General features: G+C 69.7%; 17 protein-coding genes. 9 read left to right on the top strand and 8 right to left on the bottom strand.

Annotated features, from left to right (window positions below; genetic code table 11):
* Positions 1–239: 239 nt before the first annotated feature.
* From ACRDPS_RS19730 to ACRDPS_RS19705, 6 genes are all read left to right on the top strand, one after another.
* On the top strand, positions 240–1,769 hold the full coding sequence (locus ACRDPS_RS19730) for a carboxyl transferase domain-containing protein (RefSeq protein ID WP_431503364.1): 1,530 nt from the start codon (positions 240–242) through the stop codon (positions 1,767–1,769).
* A 97-nt stretch (positions 1,770–1,866) separates the two neighbouring features.
* On the top strand, positions 1,867–3,753 hold the full coding sequence (locus tag ACRDPS_RS19725) for an acetyl/propionyl/methylcrotonyl-CoA carboxylase subunit alpha (RefSeq protein ID WP_431503363.1): 1,887 nt from the start codon (positions 1,867–1,869) through the stop codon (positions 3,751–3,753).
* A gap of 99 nt (positions 3,754–3,852) precedes the next feature.
* Positions 3,853–4,791, top strand: a complete 939-nt coding sequence (locus tag ACRDPS_RS19720; RefSeq protein ID WP_431503362.1) for a hydroxymethylglutaryl-CoA lyase — start codon at positions 3,853–3,855, stop codon at positions 4,789–4,791.
* Between the two features lie 91 nt (positions 4,792–4,882).
* Positions 4,883–5,983: a hypothetical protein gene (locus tag ACRDPS_RS19715; protein ID WP_431503361.1), complete on the top strand. Its 1,101-nt coding sequence runs from the start codon at positions 4,883–4,885 to the stop codon at positions 5,981–5,983.
* Positions 5,983–7,143, top strand: a complete 1,161-nt coding sequence (locus tag ACRDPS_RS19710) for a hypothetical protein (protein WP_431503360.1) — start codon at positions 5,983–5,985, stop codon at positions 7,141–7,143. The genes ACRDPS_RS19715 and ACRDPS_RS19710 overlap by 1 nt, the downstream gene beginning before the upstream one ends.
* Before the next feature lie 31 nt (positions 7,144–7,174).
* On the top strand, positions 7,175–8,374 hold the full coding sequence (locus ACRDPS_RS19705; protein ID WP_431503359.1) for a hypothetical protein: 1,200 nt from the start codon (positions 7,175–7,177) through the stop codon (positions 8,372–8,374).
* On the opposite strand, the gene ACRDPS_RS19700 is transcribed toward ACRDPS_RS19705, so the two are convergent.
* Positions 8,332–9,027, bottom strand: a complete 696-nt coding sequence (locus ACRDPS_RS19700; protein ID WP_431503358.1) for an EcsC family protein — start codon at positions 9,025–9,027, stop codon at positions 8,332–8,334. The two genes, ACRDPS_RS19705 and ACRDPS_RS19700, sit on opposite strands and share 43 nt — an antisense overlap.
* Positions 9,028–9,082: 55 nt before the next feature.
* Here ACRDPS_RS19700 and aat point away from each other — a divergent pair, with 55 nt between their 5' ends.
* On the top strand, positions 9,083–9,817 hold the full coding sequence (aat, locus tag ACRDPS_RS19695) for a leucyl/phenylalanyl-tRNA--protein transferase (protein WP_431503357.1): 735 nt from the start codon (positions 9,083–9,085) through the stop codon (positions 9,815–9,817).
* Here the strand turns inward: aat and ACRDPS_RS19690 are convergent.
* Positions 9,814–10,140 carry a rhodanese-like domain-containing protein gene (locus ACRDPS_RS19690; protein ID WP_431503356.1) on the bottom strand — a complete coding sequence of 109 codons (327 nt, stop codon included), beginning with the start codon at positions 10,138–10,140 and terminating at the stop codon, positions 9,814–9,816. The two genes, aat and ACRDPS_RS19690, sit on opposite strands and share 4 nt — an antisense overlap.
* A gap of 9 nt (positions 10,141–10,149) precedes the next feature.
* Complete coding sequence (locus ACRDPS_RS19685; RefSeq protein ID WP_431503355.1) at positions 10,150–11,013, bottom strand: Fpg/Nei family DNA glycosylase; 864 nt, start codon at positions 11,011–11,013, stop codon at positions 10,150–10,152.
* A gap of 205 nt (positions 11,014–11,218) precedes the next feature.
* Between ACRDPS_RS19685 and ACRDPS_RS19680 the strand changes: the two genes are divergently transcribed.
* A complete protein-coding gene (locus ACRDPS_RS19680; RefSeq protein WP_431503354.1) occupies positions 11,219–12,415 on the top strand; it encodes an AAA family ATPase in 1,197 nt (398 codons plus the stop codon).
* A gap of 318 nt (positions 12,416–12,733) precedes the next feature.
* Here ACRDPS_RS19680 and ACRDPS_RS19675 read toward each other — a convergent pair whose 3' ends face one another.
* The 5 genes from ACRDPS_RS19675 to ACRDPS_RS19655 all read right to left on the bottom strand — a co-directional run bounded on the left by ACRDPS_RS19675 (position 12,734) and on the right by ACRDPS_RS19655 (position 17,764).
* Entirely contained in the window at positions 12,734–14,266 is a 1,533-nt protein-coding gene (locus ACRDPS_RS19675; RefSeq protein ID WP_431503353.1) for a dihydrolipoyl dehydrogenase family protein, read from the bottom strand.
* A 134-nt stretch (positions 14,267–14,400) separates the two neighbouring features.
* Positions 14,401–15,321: an ABC transporter substrate-binding protein gene (locus ACRDPS_RS19670; RefSeq protein WP_431503352.1), complete on the bottom strand. Its 921-nt coding sequence runs from the start codon at positions 15,319–15,321 to the stop codon at positions 14,401–14,403.
* 90 nt (positions 15,322–15,411) lie between these two features.
* Positions 15,412–16,059, bottom strand: coding sequence for an ABC transporter permease (locus ACRDPS_RS19665; RefSeq protein WP_431503351.1), 648 nt, complete (start codon positions 16,057–16,059; stop codon positions 15,412–15,414).
* Positions 16,056–16,712 carry an ABC transporter permease gene (locus tag ACRDPS_RS19660; protein ID WP_431503350.1) on the bottom strand — a complete coding sequence of 219 codons (657 nt, stop codon included), beginning with the start codon at positions 16,710–16,712 and terminating at the stop codon, positions 16,056–16,058. The genes ACRDPS_RS19665 and ACRDPS_RS19660 overlap by 4 nt, the downstream gene beginning before the upstream one ends.
* Positions 16,709–17,764, bottom strand: coding sequence for an ABC transporter ATP-binding protein (locus ACRDPS_RS19655; RefSeq protein WP_431503349.1), 1,056 nt, complete (start codon positions 17,762–17,764; stop codon positions 16,709–16,711). The genes ACRDPS_RS19660 and ACRDPS_RS19655 overlap by 4 nt, the downstream gene beginning before the upstream one ends.
* Before the next feature lie 155 nt (positions 17,765–17,919).
* Between ACRDPS_RS19655 and ACRDPS_RS19650 the strand changes: the two genes are divergently transcribed.
* The gene (locus ACRDPS_RS19650; protein WP_431503348.1) at positions 17,920–18,936 is read left to right on the top strand and encodes an NADP-dependent oxidoreductase; all 1,017 of its coding nucleotides are present in this window, start codon (positions 17,920–17,922) and stop codon (positions 18,934–18,936) included.
* The last annotated feature ends 4 nt before the right edge of the window (positions 18,937–18,940 follow it).

The following is an 18,940-nucleotide window of genomic DNA, read 5'->3' as shown; positions in this document are numbered from 1 at the left end:
CCTGCAGCAGCGACGTACCCGAACACGCCAGATCGAAGAACCGCGACCACACCTCTGCCGGATAAGCCACCGCAACACTCCTTCATCAGGGATGTTGCTTAGACCGCTGGATTCCGCCGACCTCTCGGCCTGCAGGAGTGACGCTTCGGCCTGCGCACGTGACTTCTCGGCCTGCACGGGCGACTTCTCGCGGGGGCAGGGTCTTGCCAGGCTAGGTTAATGAACGTTAACCTCGGGGCATGGCGGCGAACTTGCGTGAGCTCACCGACGAGCTGCGACAGCGGCTCGGGCGGGTAAGACTGGGTGGGAGCGAGCGCTCCCGGCAACGGCACACCGACCGCGGGAAGCTGCTTCCACGCGACCGGGTGGACACGCTCCTCGACCCCGGGTCGCCGTTCCTGGAGCTGAGCCCGCTGGCAGCGTACGAGATGTATGACGACGGCGACGAGTGGGCGGTGCCGTCGGCGGGCGTCGTCGCCGGGATCGGGCTGGTCAACGGCCGCAAGTGCATGGTCGTGGCGAACGACGCGACGGTGAAGGGCGGCACCTACTACCCGATGACCGTCAAGAAGCACCTGCGCGCGCAGACGATCGCCGCGGAGAACCAGCTGCCGTGCATCTATCTCGTCGACTCCGGCGGCGCCTTCCTGCCCATGCAGGACGAGGTCTTCCCCGACCGCGAGCACTTCGGGCGCATCTTCTTCAACCAGGCCAACATGTCCGCGCGGGGGATCCCGCAGATCGCCTCGGTCATGGGATCGTGCACGGCCGGCGGCGCGTACGTCCCGGCGATGAGCGACGAGACCGTCATCGTCCGCGACCAGGGCACGATCTTCCTCGGCGGCCCGCCGCTGGTGAAGGCAGCCACGGGCGAGGAGGTCACCGCCGAGGAGCTCGGAGGCGGGCTGGTCCACGCCACCACCTCGGGCGTCGTCGACCACCTCGCCGACGACGACAAGCACGCGCTCGAGATCGTACGTGGGATCGTGGCGACGCTTCCGGAGCAGGCGGCCTCGGACGCCGGAACCTACGACGAGCCGGTGGAGTCTCCCGAGACGCTCGTCGACGTGGTGCCGGGCGACACCAGGACCCCCTACGACGTACGTGAGGTGATCCGCCGCATCGTCGACGGGTCCAAGCTGCAGGAGTTCAAGCAGCTCTACGGCGAGACCCTGGTCTGCGGGTTCGCGCACATCGAGGGCCAGCAGGTCGGCATCGTCGCCAACAACGGCATCCTCTTCTCCGAGTCGGCGCTCAAGGGCGCCCACTTCGTGGAGCTGTGCAACCAGCGCGGCATCCCGCTGGTGTTCCTGCAGAACATCACCGGGTTCATGGTCGGCAAGGAGTACGAGAACAAGGGCATCGCCCGCGACGGCGCCAAGCTCGTCACCGCGGTGGCGTGCTCGGTGGTGCCGAAGTTCACCGTCGTCATCGGGGGGTCCTATGGCGCCGGCAACTACGGCATGTGCGGTCGCGCCTACGACCCGAGGTTCCTGTGGATGTGGCCCAACGCGCGGATCTCGGTCATGGGCGGCGAGCAGGCCGCATCGGTGCTCGCGACCGTCGCCGGGAAGCCGGACGACGAGGAGTTCAAGACGCCGATCCGGGAGCAGTACGAAGCGCAGGGCTCGCCCTACTACGCGACCGCGCGCCTGTGGGACGACGGGATCATCGACCCCGCCGACACCCGCCGGGTGCTGGCGATGGGCCTCGCCGTGGCGGCGAACGCGCCCACGCCCGAGCCCAACTACGGAATCTTCCGGATGTGACCATGCCGAGTCGGCTCATCCTGACCGCAATCCACGCCGAGCCGGCGCGTCATGACGCGCCGACTCGGCAACCACTGTTCCTGAAGGGGCTGGAGTGATGTTCGAGAGTGTGCTGGTCGCCAACCGGGGCGAGATCGCGCGACGGGTCTTCCGGACGTGTCGAGCGATGGGGATCCGGACGGTCGCGATCTACACCGCGCTGGACTCGGAAGCCCCCCACGTACGCGACGCCGACGAGGCCATCGAGGTGGCCTCCTACCTCGACGTGGACGAGGTGGTCTCAGCCGCCACCGCGGCCGGAGCCGGGGCGATCCACCCGGGCTACGGCTTCCTCTCCGAGCGGGCGGAGTTCGCCCGCTCGGTGGCGAAGGCGGGGCTGGCCTGGGTCGGTCCGACGCCCGAGGTGATCGAGCAGATGGGCCGCAAGGACGCCGCCCGCGAGATCGCGGTAGCCGCCGGCGTACCTGTGGTTCCGCGGGGTGAGGACAGCCCCTATCCGCTGCTCGTCAAGGCCGCGGCGGGCGGCGGCGGCAAGGGCATGCGCATCGTCCGCTCGGCCGACGAGCTCGACGAGGCCCGGGCGGCGGCGGCGCGCGAGGCGCTGAGCTCGTTCGGTGATGAGACCCTCCTGATCGAGAAGTACGTCGAGCGTGGCCGCCACATCGAGGTGCAGGTCTTCGGGGACACCGCCGGCGACGTCATCCACTTCGGCGAGCGCGACTGCTCGGTCCAGCGCCGCCACCAGAAGGTGATCGAGGAGGCGCCCGCCCCGACGCTCACCGACGAGCAGCGAAATCTGGTTCTGACCAGCGCCGTCGCGCTCGCGAAGCAGGTCGGCTACGCCGGCGCGGGGACCGTCGAGTTCCTGCTCGACGAGGCAACCGGCGAGGCCTACTTCCTGGAGATGAACACCCGTCTCCAGGTCGAGCACCCGGTCACCGAGGAGGCCGTTCGGGTCGGTGGCGAAGGCGTCGACCTCGTCGCGCTCCAGCTCCGGGTCGCCGCCGGTGAGCCGCTGGGCATCGCCCAGGACGACGTACGCATGGAGGGCCACGCCCTCGAGGTCCGGGTCTACGCCGAGGATGCCTTCGACGGCTTCCTCCCGCAGGCGGGCACGACCTCGATCGTGCGCTGGCCGTCCGCGGCCCGGGTCGAGCACGCCCTGGAGAGCGAGCAGGTCGTCAGCACCGCCTACGACCCGATGCTCGCCAAGATCATCGTCCGCGGCGACGACCGCGAGGCGGCCCGCAGCGCGCTGGTCAAGGCGCTCGACGAGACCGCGGTCCTCGGGCTGACCACCAACACCGGCTTCCTGCGCGTGCTGGCCGCCTCCGACGCGTTCCGCGACGCGGAGATCGACACGGCCTGGCTGGACCGCAACGAGGTGCCGGTGCCTGATCCCGAGGTGCCGCGCACCCTCGTCGCGTGGGTGAGCGCGATGCTCTCCGCGGCCTCCGACACCAAGACCGCGTTCCGCGCCGACGGCTGGCGGATCGCCGGCCCACCGGCGCCGACCATCGTCGACCTGGACCGCACCGTCACCGTCGACCGCCCGGCGGGCCTCGTCGACAACCATCGCGTGCAGCAGATCAGCGCGGCCGACCACGTCCTCGTGGCCGTCGTCGACGGCGTACGTCACTGGGCGGCCGTCAACGTCCAGTCCAGCCGCACCCAGAGCGGTCTCGCCGAGATCGTCCACCAGGGCCACCGCTTCGACCTCTCCCCGCCCGACCGCGTCGCCGGTGCCGCCGCGCACCACAGCGACGGTGCGGTGGAGGCCAAGATGCCCGGAACCGTGATCGACGTGCGCGTCGAGGTCGGCCAGCGGGTCGAGGAGGGCCAGGTCCTCGGCGTGCTCGAGGCCATGAAGATGGAGGTCGCCCTCAAAGCACCGTTCGCCGGCACGGTCACGGTGGTCGGGGCAGCCGCCGGCGCGCAGGTCCCCCTGGGCGCGGAGCTCTTCGTGGTGGAGCCCGATGAGTGACCGGCGAACATGTAACACGTCGTTCGTAGGTCTATCCGGTCGTTCTGATAGGGCGAGTAGTCCTACGAACAGCGTGTTACCCCTGAAGGAGACAGTGCAATGAGTGCCCTCCCCGCCGTCGTACGCCAGGACGGCCTCCCGACGAGCGTGACGATCTACGAGGTCGGCGCGCGGGACGGACTCCAGAACGAGCAGACGAGCATCGACACCGGGGTCAAGGCAGACCTGGTCACCCGGCTGCTCGACGCGGGCCTGAGCCCGGTGGAGGCCACCAGCTTCGTGCACCCGAAGTGGGTGCCGCAGCTGGCCGACGCCAAGGAGCTGATGACCGAGCTGGTCGACCGCCTCGGCGAGAGGGCCAGGGAGCTCCCTGTGCTGGTCCCGAACGAGAAGGGGCTCGACCGTGCCCTCGAGCTGGGCCTGCGCCACATCGCGATCTTCGGCAGCGCGACGGAGACTTTCGCCAACAAGAACCTCAACCAGAGCTACGACGGCCAGTTCGCGATGTTCGAGCCGACGATGGCGCGCGCGAAGGATGCCGGGATGACCGTCCGCGGCTACCTGTCGATGTGCTTCGGCGACCCGTGGGAGGGTCAGGTCGAGATCGCCAAGGTCGTCGAGGCCGGCAGGCGGCTGCTCGACCTCGGCGCCGACGAGCTCAGCCTCGGCGACACCATCGGCGTCGGCACCGCGGGCCACGTCAAGCAGCTCGTCGGCGCCTTCACCGCCGCCGGCGTCCCGACGGAGAAGCTTGCGCTGCACTTCCACGACACGTACGGCCAGGCGCTGGCCAACACCTATGCAGGCCTGGAGTCGGGCGTGACCACCTACGACGCCAGCGCGGGCGGCCTCGGCGGTTGCCCCTACGCCAAGAGCGCGACCGGCAACCTGGCCACCGAGGATCTCCTCTGGATGCTCGACGGCCTGGGGATCGAGCACGGCGTCGACCTCGGCAAGGTCGCCGGCACCAGCAGCTGGCTCGCCGACCACCTCGGCAGGCCGAGTCCCTCGGCCGTCGTACGTGCCCTCCGTCCGTAGGGCTCTAGACTGCACGCAAGAGTGACGGCCGGGTGACAAAACACGGACCGCCGCGACAATCTCTACTAACTTGGTGCAGAATAGCGGGACCATGGCGCGCAAAGTCTTCCTCCACGTCGGCGCCCCGAAGACGGGCACGACGTACCTCCAGGACCGGTTGTTCCACAACCGGGTGTCCCTGGAGAAGCATGGCGTCTTCTACCCCGTCGGCGGCCAACCCGACTTCTTCCGGCCGGCGCTCGACCTGATCGACCGTCCTTGGGGTGGGATGAGGAAGACTGTCCACGGCGAGTGGGACTCGCTGGTCAAGCGCATCCGTCGCCACGAGTCCGACACCGTCGTGATCAGCCACCAGCTCCTCGCCGGAGCCAGGCCCGACCGGGTCGAGAAGGCGATGGCCGACCTGGGCGAGGGTGGCGGCGCCGAGCTGCACATCGTCTACACCGCCCGCGACATCTCGCGCGTCGTGGCCGCGGAGTGGCAGGACCAGATGCAGCGCGAGCGCAAGGTCACCTTCGCGCGCTACCTGGAGCGGATGCAGACGGCCAAGCAGTCGCGCTCGGCGGCCTGGTTCTGGCGTACGCACGGCCTGCCCGACGTGCTCAGCCGGTGGGGACGCAACCTGCCGCCGGAGCGGGTCCACCTGATCACCGTGCCGCACGACGGAGCTCCGAGCGAGGTGCTCTGGCGCCGGTTCTGCGACGTCATCGGGGTCGACGAGTCCTGGACGCCCATCGACAGCGACCGGCACAACCAGTCCCTCGGCCGTGCCGAGGCCACGCTGCTGCGCCGGCTCAACGCGAGGCTCGAGGCGGAGGAGCTCCCACGTGAGGACTACCGCCAGATGGTCACCGAGGTGATCGCCAAGCGCACCCTCGCCCACCGCGACGGCCGTGAGCGCGTCACCATGCCGCCCGCTGCCTTCGGCTGGGCCGACCAGGTCGCCGACTCGTGGGTCGAGTGGGCCGAGCTCGCCAAGGTGGACGTCGCGGGCGATCTCGCCGACCTCCGGCCGCGGCATCCGGCTGCCGACGCCGAGTGGATCGACCCGGACGCTCCTCGCGCCAAGGACGTCGCCGACGCCGCGATCGATGCGCTGGTGGCGGTCGTCGTCGAGGCCTCCCGCAGCCGGCGCCCGGTCGCCTCGCGCGCCTCGAACCTCATGCGACGGGTCAAGGGGCGACGCTCCTGATGCAAGCGGGCACGCTGGCGCCGACCAGGGGTTGGGGTTGGGCCGCGCATCTGCGCGAGGGTGGGACGACCCCGTGGGCCTCATGGTCCGAGCCCGCCTCGCCGTTCGCTGCCGCCCATCTTCCCGGTGCCGAGATGCTCGAGCTGCTGCGACGGCTCAACGCGACCGGCCCGTCGGAGCCCTCACGGGTCGACAGCCTGCTGCGCACCAGTCCGCCCGGCCGCGGCCGCCGGGACCTGCCGCTGCTCGGTGACACCTCGAACAGGACGTACGGCCCCCAGCCGGTGGATCCGGCCACGTTGCCGCCGCAGGAGCTGTTGAGAGCGGCCAGTGTGCTGCTTGCCGAGGATCTTCTGGCAGGCATCGAGGAGGAGCGGGCGCCACGTACGAGATGGCTGGCTCGGGCTCGGCGACGCTGGGCCGCGTCGCACGGGTCGGCCGGACGGACAGCCCCCGAACAGGACAGGCTGCCGTATCGCCTGGTCGGCTCCCCGTGGCTCACCCTGCCGATCCGGGAGGAGCTGGAGCGGCAGGGGAAGCGGCCCGGGGGCGAGGGCTACACGGTCTATGTCCTCGGTGGCCCGCTCGACGAGGTCGCCGCCGCTGCCTGGAAGTTCCGCACCTTCACCAACCGGGTCAACCCATGGCCCATCTGGATGCGTGACGCCCAGTGGCGTGGCTGGCTCGGACCGCGTGCCGACCTGCCCCGGATCGCCGCCTGGTGGGCGGCGCGGGTCGGGAAGGAGCGCGTCGAGATCGTCACCGACCCCTCCCTGCTGCCCGGGCTGCTCGGCGTCGACAGCCTCCCCGGGCCCTGGTCCGTCTCGGCCGAGGCGCACGAGGTCGCTCGCGTGATCGGGCAGGTTCTCAGCGTACGAACCGACCTCGAGACCCATCGGAAGCTGCTGATGGACGGCCTGCGGCCACGGCTGGAGAAGCTCGAGCCCCTTCATCCCGGGGCGAGCGAGGTCGGCTTCCCCGCGCAAAGTTTGAATTGGGTCACAACACGGGCGCGGGCCCAGCGTGATGCACTGGTCGGAGCCAGATACGCTCTCCATGGAGACCCGGACCGGCTTCTTCCCTCGGGGAGGACGTCGCAGGGTCCCGACGGGCGCCGGGCGCTGGCGCTCGCATTGTCATTGCTGGCGGGGCGTTCCTAGAGGAGTAGAAACGTTGGAGACTGGGCGGCGCGTGCTGCTTCACGTCGGCACCCCGAAGACTGGCACGTCCTATCTTCAGGACGTTCTCTTCCACAATCGAGAGTCCCTCGCCGGGCAGGGCGTCTACTACTTCGCCGACCGCTTCGACGCGCACTTCCTCGCTGCGCTCGACCTGATGGACCTGCCCTGGGGCGGCATCGAGGAGGAGGCGACCGGCGCCTGGGACGCCCTCGCCGAGAAGGTGCGGGCAGTCGAGAGCGGCACCGTGATCATCTCTCACGAGATCCTGGCGAGTGCGTCGTGGCAGCAGGCCAAGCACGCCCTGGACTCGCTGGGCGACTCCGAGGTCCACATCATGCTCTCCGCCCGCGACCTGGCCAGGCAGATCCCGGCCGAGTGGCAGGAGAACATCAAGCATCGCTCGGTCGTGTCGTACGCGGAGTTCCTCGACGAGATCCGTGATCCTGCCCGTGAGGGGAGGATCGGGTCGTGGTTCTGGGGGGTCCAGGAGCTGCCCGACATCCTCGACCGATGGACCCAGGGCATCCCGCCCGAGCGCGTCCACCTGATCACCGTCCCGCCGCCCGGATCCGACTCGGCACTGCTGTGGCAGCGGTTCTCCCAGGCGTTCTGGCTCGACGATCTCGAGATCGACTTCGCCGAGATCGACCGGGGCAACCCCTCGCTCGGCGTGCCCGAGGCGGCCCTGCTGCGCGAGATCAACCTCGAGGTCGTGCCGGTGATCGAGCCGGCCGACTACCGACCTTTCGTACGCGAGTTCTTGGCCCACCGCACGCTGGCCAAGCGCCGCGGATCGGCCCGTCTGGCGCTCTCCCCATCGATCCTGCCGTGGGTCGACGCGCTCTCCGTGAGCTGGGTCGAGGCGCTGTCGGGCCGCGGCTATGACGTGGTCGGCGACCTGGACGAGCTGTTGGTGCCCGCTGACCTCGCCGAGAAGCCGTTCGTCGATCCCGACTCGATCTCGTCGCGCGAGGTCCTGGACGCCGGCGTCGCCACCATCGACGCGCTGCTGCAGGAGGCCATCCGGCTACGCGCCTCGGAGGCCCGGCTCGAGGGCGAGGTCGGCGCCCTGCGGGCCGAGCTGGAGCACACCCGGACCTTGGTGCCGAAGGAGCGTGCGCGCGACGGTCTCGAACGCCGCTGGTGGGGCCGGGCCGTGCTGAAGGTCTACCGCGTCGTGCGCTTCGGCAGAAGCTCGCGCGAGGCGTAACGGCCGATCTGGTAGGTCATCCACCCGTCGGCGCCGGCGCCGACGACGCCGCCGACGAGCGGGATCCGCTTGGCGACCATGGAGACGATGCGCTTGCCGGCGACCCGGCCGATCAGCTCCTGGACCACCTCCGCGGCGACGATGTCGTCGACCGCGCGGTCATAGGCCGGAGCTGTCGCGATCGCCATCGGTGGAGCGGGAATCCTCTGCTCCTGGATCTGCTTGCTGACCTTCTCCTCGCTGAGGAGCGTGAGCAGGATGGCGTTGCGGACGCGAGGATCGGTCAGGTCGTAGCCGCGCAGGTGCGCGATCGAGGCCACCATCCGGCACTGGATGATCGCCATCCCGGTGATGTTGGCCGGCAGCGTCACGGCCTGGGTGACCAGGCCGCCGATGTTGGTCGCGAACCCGCCCACGCCGGCCAGACGCACGTGGGTGTCGATGACGTGCCTCACCGCGAGCTCGACGTCGTTGTCGTGATCGTCGAGATGCTTCTCGGCGGCCGCGGCTGCTCCCGGGAGCGGGCCGACACCGACGATCGCGTGGTGCAGTGCCTGCCGGATCACATTGGTGGTGACGCCCGGGGCGGACTGGACGACCTTGGGCGCGAGGCGGCCAGCCGCACTGGTGAGCACTGACTTGGGACCGATCATGAGCAAATCTTAAGTGTGTGGTGGTTGGGGCGGCGCGGGGCGATACCGTTTCGCCGTGGCGAATCTTGGGGGTCCGATCGAACCGGAGCCGTCGCCGTGGGCCTTTGCCGACCTTCGTGACCCGCGTGCGGCTGCCCACGGAGCGGGTGGCCTGGACGATCTGGTGGGCATGGGGGCGGACACCGCACCCGGGACGCTCCTGGCCGCCTACCGGCACGGAATCTTCCCCATGCCCGGGGAGTCACCGCGCGATCCGATGATGTGGTTCTCGCCGGTGAAGCGCGGCGTACTCCCTCTGGACGGGCTCCGCGTCTCTCGCTCTCTGCGCAGGTCATCACGGGAATTCGAGATCCGGATCGACACCAGCTTCGACGAGGTCGTGGCATCTTGTGCCGACCCGCGCCGGCCGCACGGCTGGATCGACAAGCGGATCCGTCGGGCCTATGGCGACCTGCACGAGCTGGGCTGGGCGCACTCCGTCGAGGCGTGGCAGTCCGACCGCCTGGTCGGCGGGCTCTATGGCGTCGCCATCGGTGGGCTCTTCGCCGGGGAGTCGATGTTCCATCGCGTCCGCGACGCGTCCAAGGTCGCTCTCGCCGCGCTGGTGTCGAGGCTGCGCGAAGCGGGCTCGACCGACCAGCGGATCCTGGACGTGCAGTGGCGTACGGACCATCTCGCCTCGCTCGGGGTCACCGAGATCGCTCGAAACGACTACCTCGACCACCTGGAGAAGGCGCTCCGGCTGCCGCTCCCGGAGGTGTTCGGCGGCCCTCCGCCGGAGACGAGCTAGAGGACGTACGCGTCGGCGCCGGTCTCGCTGACCATCGGCCGCCCGGCGGCGGCCCAGTCGAGCATCCCGCCGGCGAGGTTGACCACCTCGAAGCCCTGCTGGGCGAGGTAGTTGACCGCCTGCGCGCTGCGCCCGCCGACCTTGCACACGACCAGGGTCTGACCCTCGGGGATGTCGCCGAGGCGGGCCGGTAGCTCCTGGAGCGGGATGTGGGTCGCGCCTTCGATGTGCCCGGCGGCCCACTCGTCGGCCTCGCGCACATCGAGGACTGCCACGGGCAGCGGGTCGGGCACTCCGGTGATCTCGACGGTGGGGATGCTCACCGGGAAAGCCTACTTGAGGAGCCGGGACATCCGGCGATCGGCGAGCGGCTTCCCGCCGGTCTGGCAGGTGGGGCAGTACTGCAGGCTCGAGTCGGCGAAGCTGACCTCGAGGACCGTGTCGTCGCAGACCCGGCACTTCTTGCCGGCCTTGCCGTGCACGGCGAGGTTGGACTTCTTCTCGCCCTTGAGCTCGCTCATCGCCAGGCCGGAGTCGCGCTCGACGGCGTCCTGGAGCGTGGAGCGCAGGGCTGCGTAGAGGCTCTCCGACTCCTCGGCCGTCATGTCGGATGGCTTGAACGGCGACATCTTGGCCGCCCAGAGGATCTCGTCGGAGTAGGCGTTGCCGATGCCCGCGATGATCGACTGCATCCGCAGCACGCCCTTGATCTGCTTGCGGCCCTGACCGGCGAGGATGTCGCGGAACCGGTCCAGCGTGAAGTCGTCGGAGAGCGGGTCGGGGCCGAGGGAGGCGACACCTGGCACGTCCTGCGGGTCGTGGACGACGTAGAGCGCGAGGCTCTTCTTGGTGCCACCCTCGGTGATGTCCAGCCCGGTGTCGTCGTCGAGCACGATGCGGATCGCGAGCCCCGACTTCGAGCCCGGGCGCGGTGGTGTCGCCGGGATCTCGTCACGCCGGCGGATCCAGCCGCCGCGGGCCAGATGCATCACCAGATGGATGCCGCTGGCCTCGATGTCGATGAACTTCCCGTGGCGGGTCACGTTGTCGACGAGCGTGCCCTCGACCGCGGTCAACGGCGGATCGTACGTCTTGAGCGCGCTGAACTGCACGACGTGCACCTTCGTGATCGCGCGGTCCTTCAGTCGTCCGCGCAGGTCCTCGGCTAGCGCTTCCACCTCGGGGAGTTCCGGCATGTTCGCGAGTCTAGGTCTTCCGGGTTGCGCAGGGGAGAAGAAAGTGGATATCATCGAACAAGTGTTCGACGATAGCGATTGATCGGGCTCTCTGTGCCTTTCTAGGATCTGTCTTAGAAAGACGGATATTGACCTACGCTCACCAATGATGTGGCTCGCTAGCGAAATCTAAGACGCGCCCTATATATGTGGATATCGTCTGATCATGGACCCGATCCGCAACCCGTACGCTCCCGGCGCCGGCCAGCGGCCCCCTGAGCTCGCCGGTAGAAACGAACAGCTCGGGCAGTTCGACGTGGTGCTCGAGCGGGTGGCGAGGGGGCGACCGGAGCGGTCGTTGGTGCTCACCGGGCTCCGTGGCGTCGGCAAGACGGTGCTGCTCAACACGCTGCGATCCGCGGCGGTCCGAAAGGGCTGGGGCACCGGGAAGATGGAGGCCCGTCCCGACCAGTCGCTGCGCCGGCCTCTCTCGAGCGCGCTCCATCAGGCGGTTCGCGAGCTCGGCCATCCGAGTGCCGACGACGTCGACCACGTGCTCGGCGTGATCCGCTCGTTCGCCCAACGGGAGGCCGGCCCCAACGCCAAGCTGCGTGAGCAGTGGTCACCGGGCATCGAGGCGCCCGCGGTTCGGGGACGTGCGGACTCGGGTGACATAGAGATCGACCTGGTCGAGCTGCTCACCGACGTCGGTGGGCTCGCCGCCGACGTCGGCAAGGGCGTCGGCGTCTTCATCGACGAGATGCAGGACCTCGGCCCCGACGACGTCTCGGCGATGTGCGCGGCCTGCCACGAGATCAGCCAGTCGGGCCTGCCGGTGATCGTCGTCGGCGCCGGCCTGCCGCACCTGCCGGCGGTGCTCTCGGCGAGCAAGTCCTACTCCGAGCGGCTCTTCTCCTATCAGCGCATCGATCGCCTCGAGCGGGACGCCGCCGACCGCGCGCTCGCCGCCCCTGCGGGCGAGGAGGAGGCCGAGTTCGAGTCCGCCGCCCTGGATGAGATGTACTCCGCCACGGGCGGTTATCCCTACTTCATCCAGGCCTACGGCAAGACCGTGTGGGATCAGGCGCCCCGCTCCCCGATCACCGTCGAGGACGTGAAGGTGGCCGCTCCGGAGGCCGAGCGCGAGCTGGCGGTCGGCTTCTTCGGCTCGCGCTACGAGCGAGCAACGCCCGCGGAGCGGGACTACCTGCGGGCGATGGCCGACGCCGCCGTCGAGCTCGGCGCCGACGACATCGGCACCGTCTCCACCGCCGACGTCGCCACCTTCCTCAACAAGAAGCCGCAGTCCCTCTCCCCGGCTCGAGACGCGCTGATGAAGAAGGGCCTGATCTACTCCGGCGAGCGTGGCCGGATCGCCTTCACCGTCCCTCACTTCGGGCGCTACCTGCGGCAGCAGGGGTAGGCCGTCTCGCGGCAGGGACCATTGCGGCGGGCGAAATTTTTCGCCCGCCGATGGGGGGGTGGCTGCGTCTGTCTTCGTGGTGGGTGGCGATCTACCGGTCGCGTCCGGCGGCCTCGGGCGGGGCGGAGCCGGATCTCGCTGATGGTCGGGTGAGCCTGCTGGGCGGGCTGGAGCGGCGTGCCAGCGGTCCCTCCCTCGGGTGCTATCTACGGCAGCAGGGGTAGGCCGTTTCGTGGGGGCAGGGTCGATTGCGGCGGGCGAAATTTTTCGCCCGCCGATGGGGGGGTGGCTGCGTCTGTCTTCGTGGTGGGCGGCGATCTAACGATCGCGTCCGGCGGTCTCGAGCAGACGCAGCCAGATCTCGCTGATGGTCGGGTAGGCCGGAACGGCGTGCCAGAGGCGGTCGAGTGGGACCTCGCCGACAACCGCGATCGTGGCTGCCTGCAAGAGCTCGGCGGTGTCCGGGCCGACCGCGGTGAAGCCGACCAGTACGTTGCGCTGGTCATCGATGACCATCCGCGCCTGGCCGCGATAGCCATCGGCATGCAGGGAGGATCCGGCGATCGCCCCGAGGTCATGGTCGACGACACTGACCTCGATGCCGGCATCCTTCGCGGACCGGGCGGAGTGACCGACGGCGATCACCTCGGGATCGGTGAAGATCACCTGGGTGACGGCACGCTCGTCGGCGGTGGCGGCGTGACGCCCCCACGGGCTCAGGTCGGGCTGCTCGCCGTTGGCTCGGGCGACGAGAAGATCGCCCAGAGCGCGGGCCTGGTATTTGCCGTGATGGGTCAGCAGTGCTCGATGGTTCACGTCGCCCGCGGCGTAGAGCCAGCCGTCCTCGAGCCGTCCTCCGTCGTCGACCACCGCGAGCGACTCGTCGACCTTCAGCCAGCTGCCGGGAGTCAGGCCGACGTGCTCGAGCCCCAGGTCCTTGGTGTTCGGCACGCGGCCGGCGGCGACCAGCACCTCGTCGGCCGTCACCGTCGTGCCGTCGGAGAGGGTCAGGCGTACGTCGCCGGAGTCCTCCCGCTGGGCCTCGACCGCGTCGACATCGACGTGCATTGAGACCCCGTACGTCTCGAGGGCCTCGGTCACCTGCTCGCTCGCGAACTCCTCGACGCTCGGAAGGATCCGGGTGCGCGAGATGAGGGTGACCTGCGACCCGAGGGCGCTGTAGGCGGTCGCCATCTCGGAGCCGACGACTCCGCCGCCGATGATCGCCAGGCGGCCCGGGATGGACTTGGCGCCGGCGGCCTCCCGATTGGTCCACGGGTTGATGTCCGCCAGGCCGGTGATGGGCGGGATCAGGGCGGCGCTGCCGGTGGCGACCACGACCGCGTGACGTGCGTGAAGCGTCGTCGTTTTCCCGTCGGAGCCCGTGGCGGTGACGGTCCGGGTGTCGGTGATGCGGCCGTGTCCGCGGACCAGGGTGATCCCGGCTCCGGTCAGCCAGTCGACCTGGCCGGAGTCGTTCCACCCGGAGGCGAACTGGTCACGCCTGGCCAGGACCGCCGACGCGTCCAGGTCTCCCGTGACCGCCTTTCCCGCGGCCGGCAGGGCGCGCGCGGCGCGCAGCGCCGAGGCGTCACGAAGGAGGGCCTTCGTCGGCATGCATGCCCAGTAGGAGCACTCCCCGCCGACGAGCTCGCTCTCGACGATCGCCGCACTCAGCCCGCCCTGGACCGCGCGGTCGGCGACGTTCTCGCCCGTCGGTCCGGCGCCGATGACTACGACGTCGACGGTGATGTCCGCGCTTCGCGCGGTTACTCCCTCGCTCGGCGCGAGCGGACGAGCAAGCTCGCCGCTCGGCCTCGCTCCGGTCGTCTCCTGGCTGCTGCTCGTCATGTCGGTTCACATTACCCGCGCGTGCCGCGGGCGGACACCCAGATCGTTGGCCAGTGTCGCGGTCCCGACAGGCTCGACCACCGGTGGTCGAGCCTGCCGAGACCACGCCATACGGCCAGGGTTCGAGCAGGCGCTCAGCTCACGCCGTTGTCGGCGAGGAACTCCTTCGCGACCGTGGCCGGGTCGGTCTTGTCGACCTGCACCTTCGCCAGCGCGTCGGTCAGGTTCTCGGTGGTCAGCGCCTCGGAGACGGCGTTGATGGCGGTCTCGGCATCGTCACTGAGCGCCTCCGAGCGGATCAGCGGCACGACGTTCTGGGAGAGGAAGAGGTTCTTCGGGTCCTCCAGGACCACCCAGTCGTTGGTGACGATCCCGGAGTCGGTGGTGAAGATGTTGGCGACGTCGATGTCGCCCTTCTTCAGAGCGGCCGCCGTCAGCGGGCCGCCCGCGTCCAGCGGCTTGTACTCCTTGAAGGTGACCCCGTAGGACTTCTCGAGCCCGGGGACCCCCTGGGGGCGCTTCTTGAACTCCGGGCTGGCCCCGAGGGTGAGGTCCTTCGCGACCGGCGCGAGGTCCTCGATGCTGTCGAGGGAGTACTTCGCGGCGGTCTCCTTGGTGACGGTCAGCGAGTCCTTGTCCTCGGCCGCGGACTGCGGCAGCGTCTGGCTGCCCTCGGGCAGCGCCTCCTGGAGCGCGGTGTAGACGTCGTCGGGTGCGGAGACGTTCGCGGGCACACCGTCGGGCTTGAGGTAGAGCAGCAGGCCGCCGTTGTACTCCGGCAGCAGATCGATGTCACCGCTCTTGAAGGCCTCCATGTAGACCTCGCGGGAGCCGATGTTGGGCTTGGTCTTGACCGAGACCCCCTCGGCCTCGAGCGCTTGGGCGTACATCTCCATGAGCAGCTCGCTCTCGGGGAAGTTGGCCGAGCCGACCACGATCGTGTCCCCGCCCTCCTCCGAGGCGGAGTCGAGCGGGTCGCCACCGCAGGCGGCCAGGGTTCCTGCCATGGAGAGCGTCGCGAGCAGATACGCAGTGGTGCGGATTCGGCGGGACATGAGATACCTCTCGGTTCGCTGGGTGCTGCGTCGGGTTCGTAGTCGATATAGGTCTGGATGGGTACGTCTGGAGGGGCCGGTCTGGAAGGGTCAGCCTGTGGGCGCGACCAGCAGGCGCTGCATGCCGGCGAGGGTCAGGTCGACCACGACGGCGAGGACGGCGATCACGATCGCACCGGCGACGACCTGGTCGTACTCGAGCGTCGCCAGCCCGTCGAAGAGATAGCGGCCGAGGCCGCCGAGACCGACGTACGCCGCGATGGTGGCGGTCGAGACGACCTGCAGTGCCGCGTTGCGGAGGCCGCCGACGATGATCGGGAGCGCGATCGGAACCTCGACACGCCAGGCGATCTGGCTGCCGGTCATGCCCACGCCGCGAGCCGCATCGACCGTCGCGTCGGGGACGGCCTGGACCCCGGCGTACGTGGTGGCGAGGATCGGCGGGATCGCGAGCACCACCAGGGCGATCGTGACCGGGACCAGCCCGATCCCGACCAGGGCCAGCGCGAGCATGAGCACGCCGAGGGTCGGCAGCGCGCGTCCGGCGTTGCCGAGGTTGATCGCGACGATCGAGCCACGCCCGGTGTGGCCGATCAGCAGCCCGATCGGGAACGCGATCACGAACCCGATCGCCAGGGCGATCGCCGTGTAGCCGAGATGCTCGAGGATCCGCTGCGGGAAGCCGCTCGGATCGCTGAAGGCCCAGTTGGCGGAGTCGAGAAGGTAGGCGAGGCTCACTCGGCACCTGCCTGTGTCCAGGGCGTGAGGCGACGCTGTGTGCCGACGATGAGGAGGTCGGCGATGACCGCGAGCGCGACCGAGAGCACGAGCCCGATCACGATCGGGGGTAGGTAGAAGCCCAGCTGGAACCCTCGGGTGAAGAGCTGGCCGAGGCCCCCGATGCCGATCAGGGCGGCCACGCTGACCATGCTGACGTTGGCGACGGTGGCGACCCGGAGACCGGCCAGGATCACCGGCAGCGCCAACGGAAGCTGCACCGCGAACCAGCGGCGTACGGGCCGGTAGCCCATGGCCGTGGCTGCCTGCAGGACGGTCTCATCGACGGCGGCGAGGCCGTCGGCGGTGGTGCGCACGAGGAGGGCCAGCGAGTAGAGCGTGAGCGCGATGACCACGTTGACCGGATCGAGGACGCTGGTGCCGATGAGACCGGGAAGCAGCAGGAGGAGCGCCAGCGACGGGACCGTGTAGAGGACGCTGCCGACGTTGAGGGCGACGTGGCGTACGGGTAGATAGTGGTGCGCGAGCGCGCCCAGCGGCAGCGCGAGCAGGAACGCGATCGCGACGGGGAGCAGGGCGAGCCAGATGTGCTGCCCGAGCGCCGTGAGCACGTCGCCGCGGTTCGTGACGAGGTAGCTCCAGAGGTCGCTCACCCAGCCCCCTCGGCCAGGACCGTCAGCCGCTTCCGCTGTTGGTCTCGTACGCCGCCGGCGAGGTCCACGAGCAGGACCAGCCCGTCCGCCCGACCGTCCTCGTCGACACGTACGGCCGCACCGGCGGGCGAGAGGATGACCAGGTCGGTGACGGCTCGCAGGCTCGCCCCCTCCCGGAAGGAGCCCTCGGTCGGGAAGAGCCCGTCGGTGGTCCGCCACCCGAGCGGGCGACCGTCCTGGTCGGTCTCGAGCCTGGAACCGTCGACCTCGTGGTCGATGGGCCTGACCACGATCTGGCTCTCGTCCGCGAACGAGAGACCGCGGAAGCCGCGGTCGCGCCCGACGAGCGAGGCGACGAAGTCGTCGGCAGGGGCGGCGAGCAGGTCCGCGGGGGCTGCGTACTGGGCCAGGCGGGCGCCCTGCGCGAAGACGGCGACCCGGTCACCCAGCCGGATCGCCTCGTCGATGTCGTGGGTGACCAGCACGATCGTCTTGCCGAGCTCGCTCTGCAGCCGGAGCAGCTCTGCCTGGAGATCGTCGCGGACCACGGCGTCGACGGCGGAGAACGGCTCGTCCATGAGCAGCACCGGCGGGTCGGCCGCGAGCGCTCGGGCGACCCCGACACGCTGCTGCTGGCCCCCGGAGAGCTGGGAGGGGTAGCGCTCGCCGAGGTTGGCCGGGAGCCCGACGCGCTCCAGCAGGCCGAGCGCCTGCATGCGTGCGTCCCGGCGGCGCTCGCCCCGCAGCACGGGGACGGTGGCGATGTTGTCGACGACCGAGCGGTGCGGGAATAGTCCCGCGGCCTGGATGACGTAGCCGATCTCGCGGCGCAGCTGCGCCGCCGGACGGGTGGTGACGTCGTCCCCGTCGATCAGGATGTGTCCGGAGGTCGGTTCGACCATCCTGTTGATCATCCTCAGCGCGGTCGTCTTGCCGCATCCGGACGGTCCGACGAAGACAGTGATCTGGCCCGTCTCGATCTTCAGCGTGAGGTCCTCGACGGCAGTCGTCCCGTCTGGATAGCGCTTGGAAACGCTCGCGAACTCGATCACAGCTTCCGCTCCTGTCTGGGCACGCGCACCCGCGAACAGGACACGCACGACGTAAGAGCCTGCCAGACCCCGCCAATCGACCGACGCATGGACCGTGGCGAGTCGTGCCGTTGCCGCCGGCGGGCGGAGGTACGGGTGCGTGACACGATGGCGAGATGACCGAGACGAACACCCAGATCCTGCTCCGTTCCCGCCCGGTCGGTGAGCCGACCGCCGAAGACTTCTCGATCGTCAGCTCGGCGGTGCCGGTCGCCGGCGAGGGTGAGGTGCTGCTGCGTACGAGGTACCTCTCGCTCGACCCGTACATGCGAGGACGGATGAGTGACGCGCCGTCGTACGCGGCGCCGACCGCGCTGGGCGACGTGCTGCCCGGCGCCACGGTCGCGGAGGTCGTCGAGTCGCGCGATCCCTCGCGCGAGGTGGGTGACGTGGTGCTGGCGTACGGAGGGTGGCAGGCGTTCTCCGTGGCACCGGCGAAGCAGACCCGGCGCCTCGACCCTGACGCCGCGCCGGTCTCCACCGCGCTGGGAGTGCTGGGGATGCCGGGGTTCACGGCGTACGCGGGGCTGACCCAGATCGGACGGCCGAAGCCGGGCGAGACCGTCGTGGTGGCTGCCGCGACCGGTCCGGTGGGCGCCACGGTCGGTCAGATCGCCAAGGTCCTCGGCTGCCGCGCGGTGGGCATCGCCGGCGGGCCGGAGAAGGTCGCGCACCTGACCGAGCTCGGCTTCGACGCCGCCATCGACCACCGCGCGCCCGACTTCAAGGAGCAGCTGAAGTCGGCCGTTCCCGACGGGATCGACATCTACTTCGAGAACGTCGGTGGGCACGTATGGGACGCGGTGCTGCCGCGGCTGAACAAGTTCGCGCGGGTTCCGGTGTGCGGGCTCGTCGCGCACTACAACGCCACCGCGGCGCCGGAGGGCCCCAACCGGGCGCCTGCGCTGATGAGCCACATCCTGACCAAGTCGCTGCTGATCAGGGGTTTCATCCAGGACGAGTTCGCGCGCGATCACCAGCGTGAGTTCCTCACCGAGGCGACCGGCTGGATCGCCGAGGGCAGGCTGCGCTACCGCGAGGACATCACCGAGGGGCTCGAGAACGCGCCCGAGGTGTTCAACCGGATGCTCCGGGGTCAGAACTTCGGGAAGACCGTGATCAAGGTCAGCTGAGTAG

This window comes from Nocardioides sp. (assembly GCF_050699375.1).
Taxonomy (GTDB): Bacteria; Actinomycetota; Actinomycetes; order Propionibacteriales; family Nocardioidaceae; genus Nocardioides.
Note: the sequence above shows the minus strand (reverse complement) of the source record. Positions and strands in the feature narration are given on the sequence as shown.

Excerpts from the sequence above, each read along its gene's own strand:
- ACRDPS_RS19730 (WP_431503364.1), top strand. The coding sequence starts at position 240 with ATGGCGGCGAACTTGCGTGAGCTCACCGACGAGCTGCGACAGCGGCTC.
- ACRDPS_RS19725 (WP_431503363.1), top strand. The coding sequence starts at position 1,867 with ATGTTCGAGAGTGTGCTGGTCGCCAACCGGGGCGAGATCGCGCGACGG.
- ACRDPS_RS19720 (WP_431503362.1), top strand. The coding sequence starts at position 3,853 with ATGAGTGCCCTCCCCGCCGTCGTACGCCAGGACGGCCTCCCGACGAGC.
- ACRDPS_RS19715 (WP_431503361.1), top strand. The coding sequence starts at position 4,883 with ATGGCGCGCAAAGTCTTCCTCCACGTCGGCGCCCCGAAGACGGGCACG.
- ACRDPS_RS19710 (WP_431503360.1), top strand. The coding sequence starts at position 5,983 with ATGCAAGCGGGCACGCTGGCGCCGACCAGGGGTTGGGGTTGGGCCGCG.
- ACRDPS_RS19700 (WP_431503358.1), bottom strand. The coding sequence starts at position 9,027 with ATGATCGGTCCCAAGTCAGTGCTCACCAGTGCGGCTGGCCGCCTCGCG.
- ACRDPS_RS19685 (WP_431503355.1), bottom strand. The coding sequence starts at position 11,013 with ATGCCGGAACTCCCCGAGGTGGAAGCGCTAGCCGAGGACCTGCGCGGA.
- ACRDPS_RS19680 (WP_431503354.1), top strand. The coding sequence starts at position 11,219 with ATGGACCCGATCCGCAACCCGTACGCTCCCGGCGCCGGCCAGCGGCCC.
- ACRDPS_RS19675 (WP_431503353.1), bottom strand. The coding sequence starts at position 14,266 with ATGACGAGCAGCAGCCAGGAGACGACCGGAGCGAGGCCGAGCGGCGAG.
- ACRDPS_RS19670 (WP_431503352.1), bottom strand. The coding sequence starts at position 15,321 with ATGTCCCGCCGAATCCGCACCACTGCGTATCTGCTCGCGACGCTCTCC.
- ACRDPS_RS19650 (WP_431503348.1), top strand. The coding sequence starts at position 17,920 with ATGACCGAGACGAACACCCAGATCCTGCTCCGTTCCCGCCCGGTCGGT.